Annotated in this window: 15 protein-coding genes and 1 riboswitch; of the genes, 9 read left to right on the top strand and 6 right to left on the bottom strand. The window is 44.0% G+C overall.

The features are described 5' to 3' along the window. Nucleotides 1-1488, top strand: a complete 1488-nt coding sequence (nuoN, locus tag AC4E8C_RS23790; RefSeq protein ID WP_490209093.1) for an NADH-quinone oxidoreductase subunit NuoN — start codon at nt 1-3, stop codon at nt 1486-1488. A gap of 282 nt (nt 1489-1770) precedes the next feature. Here the strand turns inward: nuoN and AC4E8C_RS23785 are convergent, their stop codons facing one another. Together AC4E8C_RS23785 and AC4E8C_RS23780 are read right to left on the bottom strand one after the other, a co-directional pair. Continuing rightward, the gene (locus AC4E8C_RS23785; RefSeq protein WP_490209092.1) at nt 1771-1944 is read right to left on the bottom strand and encodes a CsbD family protein; all 174 of its coding nucleotides are present in this window, start codon (nt 1942-1944) and stop codon (nt 1771-1773) included. Nucleotides 1945-2019: 75 nt separating this feature from the next. Then, nucleotides 2020-2316 (bottom strand): hypothetical protein, encoded by a 297-nt coding sequence (locus AC4E8C_RS23780; RefSeq protein ID WP_490209091.1) that lies wholly within the window; start codon nt 2314-2316, stop codon nt 2020-2022. 329 nt (nt 2317-2645) lie between these two features. Here AC4E8C_RS23780 and AC4E8C_RS23775 point away from each other — a divergent pair, with 329 nt between their 5' ends. Continuing rightward, nucleotides 2646-4154 (top strand): mechanosensitive ion channel, encoded by a 1509-nt coding sequence (locus tag AC4E8C_RS23775; RefSeq protein ID WP_490209090.1) that lies wholly within the window; start codon nt 2646-2648, stop codon nt 4152-4154. A gap of 71 nt (nt 4155-4225) precedes the next feature. After that, on the top strand, nt 4226-5527 hold the full coding sequence (locus AC4E8C_RS23770) for a hemolysin family protein (RefSeq protein WP_490209089.1): 1302 nt from the start codon (nt 4226-4228) through the stop codon (nt 5525-5527). 342 nt (nt 5528-5869) lie between these two features. Here the strand turns inward: AC4E8C_RS23770 and AC4E8C_RS23765 are convergent, their stop codons facing one another. After that, nucleotides 5870-6559 carry a TrkA C-terminal domain-containing protein gene (locus tag AC4E8C_RS23765; protein ID WP_490209088.1) on the bottom strand — a complete coding sequence of 230 codons (690 nt, stop codon included), beginning with the start codon at nt 6557-6559 and terminating at the stop codon, nt 5870-5872. A 62-nt stretch (nt 6560-6621) separates the two neighbouring features. Next, entirely contained in the window at nt 6622-6891 is a 270-nt protein-coding gene (locus AC4E8C_RS23760) for a hypothetical protein (RefSeq protein ID WP_490209087.1), read from the bottom strand. A 126-nt stretch (nt 6892-7017) separates the two neighbouring features. On the opposite strand from AC4E8C_RS23760, the gene AC4E8C_RS23755 reads away from it, so the two are divergent. After that, a complete protein-coding gene (locus AC4E8C_RS23755; protein WP_490209086.1) occupies nt 7018-7917 on the top strand; it encodes a magnesium transporter CorA family protein in 900 nt (299 codons plus the stop codon). A 202-nt stretch (nt 7918-8119) separates the two neighbouring features. Beyond that, entirely contained in the window at nt 8120-8512 is a 393-nt protein-coding gene (locus tag AC4E8C_RS23750) for a hypothetical protein (RefSeq protein ID WP_490209085.1), read from the top strand. Between the two features lie 102 nt (nt 8513-8614). Here the strand turns inward: AC4E8C_RS23750 and AC4E8C_RS23745 are convergent, their stop codons facing one another. Beyond that, a complete protein-coding gene (locus AC4E8C_RS23745) occupies nt 8615-10435 on the bottom strand; it encodes an APC family permease (protein ID WP_490209084.1) in 1821 nt (606 codons plus the stop codon). Nucleotides 10436-10580: 145 nt separating this feature from the next. Then, a riboswitch (cyclic di-AMP (ydaO/yuaA leader) is annotated at nt 10581-10726 on the bottom strand. A 128-nt stretch (nt 10727-10854) separates the two neighbouring features. Between AC4E8C_RS23745 and AC4E8C_RS23740 the strand changes: the two genes are divergently transcribed. After that, nucleotides 10855-10974 carry a bacitracin ABC transporter ATP-binding protein gene (locus AC4E8C_RS23740; RefSeq protein ID WP_490209083.1) on the top strand — a complete coding sequence of 40 codons (120 nt, stop codon included), beginning with the start codon at nt 10855-10857 and terminating at the stop codon, nt 10972-10974. Nucleotides 10975-11014: 40 nt separating this feature from the next. Here the strand turns inward: AC4E8C_RS23740 and AC4E8C_RS23735 are convergent, their stop codons facing one another. After that, on the bottom strand, nt 11015-11185 hold the full coding sequence (locus AC4E8C_RS23735) for a hypothetical protein (RefSeq protein WP_490209082.1): 171 nt from the start codon (nt 11183-11185) through the stop codon (nt 11015-11017). A 223-nt stretch (nt 11186-11408) separates the two neighbouring features. Between AC4E8C_RS23735 and AC4E8C_RS23730 the strand changes: the two genes are divergently transcribed. The 3 genes from AC4E8C_RS23730 to sigB are packed head-to-tail and all read left to right on the top strand — an operon-like array spanning nt 11409 to nt 12964. Then, nucleotides 11409-11723, top strand: coding sequence for an anti-sigma factor antagonist (locus AC4E8C_RS23730; protein WP_490209081.1), 315 nt, complete (start codon nt 11409-11411; stop codon nt 11721-11723). A gap of 13 nt (nt 11724-11736) precedes the next feature. Then, nucleotides 11737-12219 (top strand): anti-sigma B factor RsbW, encoded by a 483-nt coding sequence (gene rsbW / locus AC4E8C_RS23725; protein WP_490209080.1) that lies wholly within the window; start codon nt 11737-11739, stop codon nt 12217-12219. Beyond that, nucleotides 12185-12964, top strand: coding sequence for an RNA polymerase sigma factor SigB (gene sigB / locus AC4E8C_RS23720; protein ID WP_490209079.1), 780 nt, complete (start codon nt 12185-12187; stop codon nt 12962-12964). Before rsbW ends, sigB begins: the two co-directional genes overlap by 35 nt. Nucleotides 12965-12987 lie beyond the last annotated feature (23 nt).

Raw genomic sequence — 12987 nt, 5'->3', positions numbered from 1 at the left:
ATGGACTTAGAGACATTGAAATCATTTGAATGGAGTGCCATGACACCGGAATTCATCATCCTTTGTGTGGCTGCACTCCTAACATTACTAGATTTATTTTTACCGAAAAAAGTCGACCGCCGCGTGCTTGGCTGGATTGGGATTGCCGGGATACTGGCCGCGATTATATCCGTCGCCAGTCTGCTAAACACAACCGGGTCTGTTTCCATTCTCGAGGATAGCTTTACCCTTGATGCGTTTGGAAAAGCCTTTAAACTGATCCTCATGTCCGGTGCTGCGCTTGTCATGTTTTTAGCCGTCAGCAATGAGGCGAAGGAAGGCATGGAAGACTATCAAGGTGAGTTTTATTATTTATTCTTAACTGCTTTACTCGGTGCCATGGTGATGACATCGAGCGGCGATTTGATCACGTTATTTATCGGATTAGAATTGTTGACGGTCTCTTCCTATATTTTAGTAGGGATTCGCAAGCACAACCGCCAAACGAACGAAGCTGCAATGAAATACGTCATCAACGGCGGCATTTCTACGGCGATTACGTTGTTTGGGATGAGCTATGTGTACGGTTTAACCGGCACAACCAACCTATATGCGATTGCAAGCAGCTTGGCAGCCGTCACCGACGGGCAGCAGGCCTACTTGTTGGGCTTAGCGTTCTTAATGATTTTTGTCGGGTTATCGTTTAAATTGGCATCCGCTCCGTTCCATATGTGGGCGCCGGATGTCTACCAAGGGGCACCAACACCGGTAACGGCCTTTTTAAGTGTCATTTCGAAAACAGCTGGTTTCGTGATCGTGCTCCGCATCCTGATTTCGGTCTTTTACAATGCGGCGCCAACTGCCGGCGGTAAGGGCATCCTGTTCCAAATGCAGGATTACTTGGCCTTCATTGCCGCCGTTACCATGATTATTGGGAACGTCATTGCCTTGAAACAAACGGATATTAAACGGATGTTCGCCTACTCGAGTATCGCCCATGCCGGTTACGTGCTCGTGGCACTAACATCGCTTAGCTCGAACATGCTGTATTCCATCTGGTTCTACCTGCTGGCGTACATGTTAATGAACCTTGGCGCGTTTGCGATCATCCAAGTGGTGACGGAGCAATCTGGTTCTACCAAAATTGCTGACTTTGCTGGTCTTTACCGCCGCTCGCCGGTTCTCGCCGTCCTATTGGGAATTTTACTCGTTTCCTTAGCAGGCTTCCCGGGAACGGCTGGCTTCATCGGTAAACTGAACATCTTTGTCGGTGCCTTTTACGGTACACCGCACTATGTGCTGGCAGCAATCATGATTGCAACCACTGTTGTCTCATATTTCTACTATTTCGGTGTGATGACGCAAATGTTCTTCCGTCCGGCAGCGGACGAGCGCAAGCTGAACATTCCATTTGGCATCGTGGTCGTCTTACTTGTGACGGTAGTCGGTTCCATTCTTTTCGGAATTGCACCAAATATCGCGCTCGACTTTCTGAACAACTTACAGTAATGTCTGGAAAGAAATTATTTCCCAGGGAAATAATTATAATAAGGCCAGCCGCTTTGGGGAAAGTGGTTGGTCTGTGTCAGTAAACGGGAGAATAATAAACTTCAATAAGCTTTGGCTATGGCTAAAACTGGTTTATCAAAGGGGTCATTATATAAGAAAAGCGCAAGTGCTCGTTGTAGGGGAGCAGCTTGCGCTAGAATTCAATATAAAAAGAAGAGGCGGGGGGAGCCTCTTCTTTTTTACGATATACATCCATATATATCAACGGGACGACCCCGAAGATTACTTATCAGATAACGATTCCTTTAATTCACCGATTTCTTCTTTTACTTTACCCTTCACTTTATCAAATTTACCCTCTGCTCGAGTGGAAGGGTCATCTGTTGCTTTACCCCATTGATCCTTTGCTTCACCTTTTACCTGATCAAAGCCGCCTTTTACTTCATCCTTATTCATGTTTCATTACCTCCTTGATATGGTATTTGGTTCTATTAGTTTACTACCCTATGTGTCCGAGTTGTAAACCTCCTATTAATTATCTAATTCATCTTTCTTTTCACCGTCACTGATGCCGTTATCTTGATCAACACCATCACCGACGCCTTCTTTTTTCAATTCTTTCTCTACATCATTCTTAATAGATTTAAGATTATCCTTTGTTTCCTTAAAAGCGCCATCGGCTTCTTTTTTTGTATCGGTATCGACGGCATCCTTTTTCTCGCCATCGCTTATGCCATTATCTTGATCGACTCCGTCACCGCATCCGGCTAATCCGCCAAAAGTGAGTAACGCTGCCATTCCGAGGGCGGTCAATGGTTTCTTATTCACTTCGTTTCCTCCTTTTGTGTTCGATTGTTGTGTATATTCCCATGGAAAACGGATGTGAAACCATTTTTTATTAAAGCTGTGTTCCATGTTAATGTTGATTTTTTAGCACGTTGATTGGAGCGGAAGGCGCGAAGACTCCTGCGGGAGTACGGGGCAGGGGAGACCCCACAGGCGCGGTACGCGCCGAGGAGGCTCCCCGGCACGCCCGCGGAAAGCGAAGCGCCTGGAGCGCAAATCAACAACCCATTTTTAAAAAGGCTGCCAGGTTTAAAAACAGGCTGTCAGGGTATACCACCTACCGAACTAAATAAGAAAAGGAGAGATGTTACATGAACCTAAGAAGCATGATGTCTGGATGGTACATATACACGGACCAAATTCCCCACTTACTATTGGCGCTTCTTGTCTTATTAGTAGGCTGGCTGGTGGCCAAAATGATTGGCAGGGCCGTAGAGGCAGGATTAAAGAAAACAAATCTCGATAATAAACTGTTTTCAAACGTTGGAAAAAGAAAAACCTCATCCGAGCACATCATTGGAAAAGTAGTTTACTATACGTTACTCGTTGTTGTCTGGATCATATTTTTCAATATGCTGCATCTAAGTTTTATTGCCTCCCCGCTTGTGGCGATGGTGACAACGATGACCGCAGCGATTCCGCATTTATTAAAAGCAGCATTAATTCTACTTTTTGCATGGGTAGCAGCTATTTTACTTCGTCTTCTCTTTAAAAAAGCAGCCGGCATGTTCCATTTAGAACACAAGCTGGTTAAATGGAAAATGGCCAAAACGGAACTAGAAGCCCTTACGAAAGTGGACAGAATCGCCCAAGCTATCTTCTATTTCGTCTTGTTGTTATTTTTACCTGGAGTATTGGGCGCCTTACAAATTGAAGGGATTTCTGAACCATTCTCGCACGCACTTACTGCGATTCTAGCGTTTATTCCTAAATTATTTGCCGCAGCCTTGATCGTCTTCATCGGCTGGTTAGTGGCTAAAATCGTTCGTGACATTTTAACGAACCTTTTAAAAAGTTTAGGGGCCGACAGCCTTGGCCAGCGCATTGGATTGGTAAAGAATGGAGAAGAAGCGAATCTTTCAGGCATCATTGGAAACATCGTGTTTATCTTCATCCTTATTCCAACCATCATTACTGCTTTAGAAAAATTAGACTTAAAAGGCATCTCTGAACCGGCGATTGCGATGCTAAACAAGATTCTTACGTTAATCCCGAACATTGCGGTGGCAGTGGTCTTGATGTTAGTAGGGATTTGGCTTGGTAAATGGGTCGAGCGGATGGTCGCACAAATGCTATGGCGTCTGCGCTTTGATACCGTCTTCCAACAAATCGGAATTGGCGCGGCAACACCGGATAAATCGAAATATACATTGTCCCAGCTGGTTGGTATGCTGGCTAAAATTATCGTGATTTTACTTTTTGCAGTAGAAGCCTTGCAAATTGTTCATTTAAACTTCTTAGTTACATTAGCAACCGCTGTTATTGCTTACTTGCCAATGCTGTTAGCGGCGATTTTGATTTTAGGAATTGGTTTATATTTAGGCCATCTGATCGAGCGAATTTTACAGAATGTGGTCAAGCACAACTACTCTCGCACGCTTGCCGCAATTGCTAAATATACCATTTTTGCCATTACCGTGTTTATGGCCTTAGATCAGCTTGGTGTGGCTCATTCAATCGTCAATGCTGCCTTCATTCTTGTTTTAGGCGGCCTGGCGCTGGCATTCGGCTTAGCCTTTGGTCTCGGCGGTACCGATTTTGCGAAAAAATATTTACGAAAACTAGATGATAAATTAGACGAGGAAAATAATCGTTTATAGGTTTTGACTTTGACAATCCGAAATCCTCAGGTGATTTCGGATTGTTATTTTTTAAGGGAGGTGCAGGTTAGATGCTGCTGATGAACTTATTTGCGATTGCTTTATTGATTATCTTCACGGGCTTCTTTGTGGCGATTGAATTTGCCATCGTCAAGGTAAGACAATCGCGAATTGAACAATTGATCGTCGAAGGGAAGAAGAGCGCGGTGGCCGCTAAACAGGTTGTCACCCACCTGGATGAATACCTGTCCGCCTGTCAACTCGGCATCACCGTAACGGCACTGGGACTAGGCTGGCTGGGCGAACCTACGGTTGAAAAACTGTTTCATCCCTTGTTAAAGGCACTCCATTTAAATGAAACAGTTACCCATTTTTTATCATTTGTGCTCGCCTTTGTGGTTGTGACCTTTATTCATGTGGTGGCAGGGGAATTAGCCCCAAAAACGGTGGCGATTCAAAAATCGGAACAGATTGCTTTATTGTTTGCGAAACCGATTATTTGGTTTTATAAAATCATGTTTCCTTTTATTTGGGCCTTAAACCATTCGGCCCGGCTGCTATCAGGACTGTTTGGCTTAAAGCCGGCCTCCGAACATGAAGCCGCCCACTCGGAAGAGGAACTGCGGATTCTCCTGGCTGAAAGCTACCGAAGCGGTGAAATCAATCAAAATGAATGGCGGTACGTGGATAATATTTTTGAATTTGATGAGCGCGTTGCCAAAGAAATTATGGTGCCCCGTACGGAAATGTCCTGTATTTCCGTTGACGATACGCGCCAGCAGGTGGTCCAAAAGCTCAAGACGGATAAGTTCACTCGTTACCCGGTCTGTGACGGCGATAAGGATCACATTATTGGTATGATCAATGTGAAAATGGTGCTAACCTCGAGGATGATGAATCGGGGCGTTGATACGGCATGGGACGTGGAGTCTTATCTCCAGCCGGTCATCACGGTAATTGAAACGATTCCGATTCATGATTTGCTGATTAAGATGCAGACCGAGCGCATCCATATGGCGATTCTCCTTGATGAATACGGCGGCACCTCGGGATTAGTAACGGTTGAAGACATCATTGAGGAAATCATTGGCGAAGTCCGCGACGAATTTGATGGGGATGAAGTGGCCGATATTCGGACTCTCTCGGACAACCATTATATCATCGACGCCAAGGTATTAGTGGAGGATTTAAATGACTTGCTCGGGACTCATTTGTTCGCAGAAGATGTCGATACGGTTGGCGGCTGGTTTTTGACACAAGAGGCCAGAGCGGAGGTAGCTGCAGGTGCAGAGGTCGAAGCAGAGGGCTATGTGTTCAGGGTCCAGGAAGCAGACGGGTACCGCATCGCCTATTTAGAAGTGGAAAAAAGCTAACAAAGGCCTCTGTTAGAGGGGCCTTTTGTTTATGGGGAGAGGGAGTATGGTAATAAGGGAAGTTGTGGCTGCGTTCTTAAAGACAAAATGAGCAAAGTAAGCGGTGGAACGGTCTTCAATAAGCGGGCTTAAAGACAAAACGAGCAAAGAAAGCGGTGAAACGGTCTTCAATAAGCGGTCTTAAAGACAAAACGAGCAAAGTAAGCGGTGGAACGGTCTTCAATAAGCGGTCTTAAAGACAAAACGAGCAAAGTAAGCGGTGAAACGGTCTTCAATAGGCGGTCTTAATGATAAAACGAGCGATCATTTTCGAAGACCTTAAAGCATTTCATTGGGCAGGGCTTAATCTTCCTTTAGTCTCTCCCTCATCACTTCAATATCCTCCCCAAACAGCTTGAAGATCGCTGTCTCCGCGCCATACAGCAATACCCGATCCCCCTCATGCAGCGGTGTCGAATAAAGATTTTTTCGGATTCTGACATCACCTCGTTGGATAAATAAGACTACCATGTCGGCATGCTCGGGCACAGCCTGTTTTAAACAAACACCAGTAAGGGAAGAATCTTGGTAAATAGGCAAACTGAGCAGACAATCCTCTTTATTTTTCAAAAAGACGTCCCGGACCGGCAAATCGGCTAGCTGCATATGGGGCTTTATTTTTCGCTGAAAGACTTGGGACAGGCGGCGCTGAACGGCGCGCAGCTTTAAAATGATAAGGACGACTAAGACTGAAGCGGCACCGATCGACACTTCCTTCGCGCGCAAGTCTTCCGAAAGAAATTGACTAATCGAGGAAATGATGACCGCAAGGGAGAAGGCACCAAACAGTATTAGAAAGGTGGCCAGTTTGCGGCGGATGGGATGACCGAGGATGAGCTCGGATTCGCCCGTCGTAAACCCGGTTCCCGTCATCATCGAAATCACCTGAAAGCGGGAGACCTCCTTTTTTAAATCGGTTAAGCGAAATAAAATCACAAAAATTTCAATCACGGCGATAATAATCACCATGTATATAAATAAAAACAGTAACAAGCTGGTTCACCTCGCCCGCAAGAAAAGGGTTGGGGCCAATTACACCCCAACCGATCGTATGATTATTGGATTTTTTCATTGTAAAATTTGACTGAATACATCGCGCCTTCGTCGACCATTTTGTTATCCTCTATATCTTGAGGATGTGGATTACCACCCTTATCAATCGGCAGTGCCTCGGCCTTTTCAAAGACGGTTGGTTTGACTTTTCGTTTCATATCCCGGAAGAAGTTTTCCACCTTGATGCGATTAGGTTTATTTCGTAACCACAGCGCAGCGGAAGCACCAACACCTACGGCGACTAGTGAACTCATACTTAAGACTCGATTCATGTCCATTCCTCCTTACGATATTTCTCTTATGAATACCCCAATCATTTTTCAACTAAACCTTAAGTTTGATAACAATCATTAGCGGGGAAGTAGATGTAAAACCGTTTCTTTTAAGGAGGGATACATATGAAAAAAAATAACGGCACCCATCAATGGACATGGCTTCCGTTGACTACCAATCAACCGCAGCCGGACATCGAGCTTGACGACTCAATCAAAGCATGGCTCGGTCAGGTGGAAAAAAATAAGACTAATTGTCTGCAAGTGGGAAGCCAGGAAAAGGTGGTCAAAGGCTCCCTCATCTACCAACAAAATGTAAACACCGAACGCGACAATAAGATCTTTCATTTTTTTCTAACGGAAGAGCAATTGGTGACGATCGATTTAGAGTTAGACCAAGCCGAGCTGTGGTTAGACAAGATGGACAATGCGGTGGAGGGCTTTTTACTGATCCTCGGGGAATTGGTGAATGGGATGTTAGCGGAAATTGACCAGTTTGAGGAGGCGCTGAAGACGCTGATTTGGAGCGTGCGCAAACGGAATGCCACGGGGATTCTGGAACAAGTTTACATGCGCCGCCATGAATTATTAATCTGGAAAAATCTTCTCATTCCCATTAATGAAGTAAAAATGGCGATTGATGAAATCAACTACCCAGGAATCAGCGAGGGGGAAGCCTTCATGAGTACCTGCAAGCGGATTGATCGAGCCATGGTGCTCCTCAATGAATATGAACATGAACTGGACTCGCTGATTAATTTAGAGGAGGTCATTTCCTCGCATCGAGGCAATGAAATTATGAAAACGTTAACGGTAATGACGACGATTTTTACACCGATTATGGCATTTGGCTCATTATGGGGGATGAATTTTAAGCATATGCCGGAACTGGATGCGCGCTTTGGCTACCCGCTCGCGCTTATTTCCATCGTGATCTCCACGATTCTCCTGTTTGGTTTTTTAAAATTAAAAGGCTGGACGGGTGATTTATTAAAGGGGAAAAAAAAGGGATCTTTTTTCAAATAAAGGTTTTAGCCTTGTCGATTCGTGGTACTACAATAACAAGGTTACAAATTAGCTAACCTGACTGAAGAATCTAGCCTAACAACAGGAAGAGGGTGGTTGAAATATGGAGTAGCGTGTTTAGTCAAACCTTTTTAAATGTCTAGGGATGAAGCAACAATTGATGGAGCAGCATTCTTGAAGAGGTAAAAAGGAGGTAACTAACATGGCTAGGAATTATTCAGAAACAACGGATGTAGAAGAAGCAGGCTATCAAGGCGATGACACTCTGTTTAAAAGAACAGAAAATGAAGACCAGCCACTATCGACCATGGGTGGCGAAAATGTCATTCCAGAGAAGTATGGAAGCCGCAATGAAGACGTTCCGCCCCAGATGGGTGACGAAAATCGTCCGAGGCAGCAGCAATTGAATAGCCAAAGCTACGAAAGTGGAAATTCGCCTAATAACAATCACGATCTACAACAGCAGAACGGGCAAAGGTATAGAGATGATCCAGAGTATTCGGGTCAACGCCCGAGGGATGGAAATACCCAACTGCAGGATGAGAGATTTAATCAAGAAACCGAACAAAGAGATTCACCTGGTACACCACATTAGTCACCACGGAATCAATTTAACATAAAGAAGGGGCTTGCACTGGTTTGGTGCAGGCCTTTTTCATGTGAAAACGGTCCTCGCAAGCGAAGACCGTTAAATACATTATTTTTGTAAATGATAGGGCACGGTCGTGACAATCACGTTGCGGCGATACAGCAAGTAAGAACGAATCAATAAGCTGGACTGGTTATGGAGGATATTTTCCCAGCTATGCTTCGTAATAAATTGCGGAATGACCACGGTCACCCGGTAATCAGACTCACTCGCTTTATGTTCGACCGTATCAATAAATTTCGATAATGGACCAATAATACTGCGGTAATGGGAGTGCAGGGTGACAAGGCGGATATCCGGCTGCCATTTCTTCCACTTTTCTTCGAATTTGTGCTCGTCGTCGCGCTCAAAGGCAACATAAACGGCAATAATTTGATCAGGCGAGAGCGATTTGGCATAGTTGAGCGAGTTCTTGACGACCGTCGTCATCCCTGCCACTGGAACAATGATGACATTCCCTTCGATCGGAAAAGCCTCCTCGCTATTAATGACCCGCAGTTGTTCCCCAACCGCCTCATAGTGCCGGCGAATGCGATGAAACAATAAAATGATCAATGGTAAGAAAATTAAAATCGACCAAACATGCGAAAATTTTGTTAAAAAGAAGATCATCATGACGCTAAAACTAATCAAAGCACCTAATGTATTCACAATAAATTTACCGATCCAGCCTGCCGGTTTTTCACGGAGCCATTTCACCATCATCCCAGTTTGTGCCAAGGTAAATGGGATAAACACGCCGACTGCGTAAAGCGGGATCAGACTCTCGGTTTGGGCGTTGAAAATCAGGATTAAGAGAATCGATGAAATGCCCAGAATGATAATCCCATTCGAATAGCCTAAGCGGTCACCGCGAATGAGAAACATCCTCGGGATAAACTTATCTTTAGCTAAATTAACCGCCAAGAGCGGGAAGGCCGAATAGCCGGTGTTGGCCGCAAGAATCAAGATTAACGCAGTCGTTCCCTGGATGAAGAAGTACAGCAGATTTCGCCCAAATACACTCTCGGCAATTTGTGAAACGACTGTTACCTCAGGTTTTGGTGTAATCCCATAAAAGTATGCTAAAACAACGATTCCTGAAAACAAAATCGAGAGCAACAGGCCCATGAATATTAAGGTTTTCGCAGCATTGTTAGGGGCCGGATCCTTGAAGTTCGGAATCGCATTGGAAATCGCCTCAACGCCTGTTAAGGCAGAACTTCCTGAAGCAAAAGCCCGAAGCAGAATAAACAAACTAATGCCCGCGACCGGTGTCCCGATTGAAGTGTGCAATTCTGGCGCAACCCCTCCTGTAAGAATATGGTAAAGGCCGACAGCGATTAAGATAAACAAGGCTAGGACGAACAAGTAAACGGGATAGGCCAAAATGGTAGCCGACTCGGTCACGCCCCGCAAATTCAAAATGGTAATAAACAAGACAAAAACAATCGCAATTTCAACATTGTAAGGATGTAAGCCGGGAAAAGCGGATGTAATCGCATCTGTTCCCGATGACACACTAACCGCTACTGTTAGGATGTAGTCGACTAAAAGGGATCCGCCTGCCACTAAGCCTGGATTGACGCCAAGATTATTTTTCGAAACAACATAAGCGCCTCCACCATGGGGATAGGCAAAAATGATTTGCCGATAAGATAAAATGAGGGCGGTTAACAAAATTAACACCCCAACGGCGATTGGAATGGAATACCACAAGGCAGCTGCCCCGATCGTAATTAAGACGATGAGTATTTGCTCAGGCCCATAGGCCACCGACGATAGTGCATCGGAAGATAGAATCGCTAAGGCTTTCGTTTTATTGAGTTTTTGTTCTCCTAATTCATGTGATTTTAAAGGTCGTCCAATTAAGAACCTTTTGATCGACATTTCCTCATCCCCTAAAAGTGTGAATAGGTAATATATTTCCCTGTTATATGAAAATTTTTCAAAAAGGGAAAATAAAAAGTGCCTGCAAGTCATCAGCAAATAGACCTGCAGACACATTATTTTTTGTGCATGACAAGTTCCACCATCCTTCTCATATAAACGCTTACGAGGTTAGCTGCCGGATTCGGACCTTGAGTAGCCCTACCTTATAAAAGGATTCACCCCTAGGATTTGAAAAATCAATCCGCTTTTTGGTTCCCCCGTACCGGTTGGTTTCAGCGATTTAAGACATTGAAACTGTGATTATATTACTCCTGTCGCTTGGGAAAGTAAATGATTTTTTTGTAAAAAGTTTTAAATCTTGGTAATAGGAAATGATAAGTAACGAGGAGACATTTCTTTTGATAAGGAGGATGAGGATGCCCAAGGAAAATAATCCTTTGTTTTCAGATGAATTTATCGATGAGTTAGTAAAAGAAATTAACCAGCTTTATGGGGATCCCGCTGCGGAGACGTTGACAAATACGGAAGAGGCATAAGGGCATTCCGAAAAAGGAAATGCCCTGTGCCAGGGGCGTGTTATTGCAAGGGGTCAGGTGTGAGATTGTTTTCTTCCTGGAGCTCTTTGCCTGTTTTCGCTTTCTTCATTTCCTTACCAAGCTTCTTTACTTCTGCTAAATCCGGTGCCATTGAGCCATTTTTTGTTTGCTCTAGTTTAATGTGAGTGTTCTTTTCTTTCTCCTCCAACATGGACGCCCTCCTTTGCATTTAAGTAGTTTGTATTTACCCTTTTTTGGAAAAAATAAACCCCTTCAAACATAGAACCTTTTGCCTAGGATTTCCGCTCTATTCGATGAATTTGTCTATTTTGGTATAATACTAGACATAAATCTAGTAATTTTTTAAAAAAGTAGGTTTAGGGTTTAATAGAAATGGGTATTTACATAATAAATATTTTAGAGGTGATGATAGGATGAATTTAAATATAGACAAACATCAGCAAGATGGGGAAGTAGTTGTGATGGTTGCCGGAGAAATTGACGCCTTTACAGCACCTATGCTAAGAGAGGAATTATTTCCGCTTGCAGAAGAAAAAAATAAAATAATTACCGTTAATTTAAAGGATGTATCTTATTTAGATAGCACAGGACTTGGTGTCTTTGTGGGTTTGTTTAAACAACTGAAGGAAAATGGCGGAGAACTAAGGTTAATAGAATTATCGGATCGACTAGTACGACTCTTTAACATTACAGGCTTAAATAACATTATGAATATTACTGCAAATTAAGAGGTGGGGGACGATGGATCAAGTGATGGATTATATTGAAATGAAGATACCTGCAAAACCAGAATATGTAGGAGTCATCAGATTAACGTTATCAGGGATTGCCAGCCGCATGGGTTATACATATGAGGAAATAGAGGATATCAAAATTGCAGTTAGTGAGGCATGTACAAATGCTGTCCAGCATGCATACCCCACAAATGAAGGGGGAGAAGTGACCGTTGGCTTTGGGATTTATGCGGATAAGTTAGAAATGATGGTAGCGGATAGTGGAAAAAGCTTTAACTTTACCAAAACAAAAAATGAACTAGGCCCTTATACAGAATCCAGTACTGTGGACCAGCTTGCAGAGGGAGGGTTAGGTCTGTATTTAATCGAAACACTTATGGACGAAGTCCGTGTTTTAAATCATTCTGGTGTAACGGTCTTCATGGTGAAGTATCTAAGTGGGGAGCGTGAAAACTATGGGACAACCAGCCCGAATTGTGAAGCGAACTAAGGAAGAAATCGATGCCCTCATTTTGGAGTACCAACAGCATGAAAACCCCATAGCACAAACCATCCTAGTGGAAAACTACTCTGCGCTAGTCGGCAGTCTCGCTAGAAAATATTCAAAAGGAAGGAATTTCCATGAAGATATCATGCAAGTCGGCATGATTGGGTTACTCGCCGCGATTAGACGCTATGACCCAAAAGCAGGAAAATCGTTTGAATCGTTCTTGATCCCCACTGTCATTGGGGAAATCAAGCGATTTTTACGGGATAAAACATGGAGTGTCCATGTTCCAAGACGGATAAAGGAAATTTGGCCCAAAATAAAAAACGTGGTCGACGAGCTGACCAATCAATATCAACGCTCACCTAAGATTCACGAAATTGCCGAATATATGGAGCTGTCCGAAGAGGAAGTCCTGGAAGCAATGGAAATGGGAAAGAGCTATCAAGCGGCTTCTGTGGATGTGCCGATTGAAATGGGTTCTGAAGGCAGCACGGTGACCGCATTGGACATTGTCGGAACGCCTGATGAAGGGTTTGAAAAAGTCGACCGCAAGCTGCTGCTCGAGAGCGCCCTTCATGTACTAACAGAACGAGAGAAAGAAATCATTCATATGACGTTTATCGGCAATAAAAGTCAAAAGGAAACAGGCGAGGCGTTGGGAATTTCGCAAATGCATGTTTCGCGCCTGCAAAAAAAGGCGATTGAAAAATTACGCAAAGCACTTGGAAGTGATACTGGTGCTTGACCCCTGCTGCGTTAATTAGTTAA

This window comes from Neobacillus sp. SRL179 (assembly GCF_984799095.1).
Note: the sequence above shows the minus strand (reverse complement) of the source record. Positions and strands in the feature narration are given on the sequence as shown.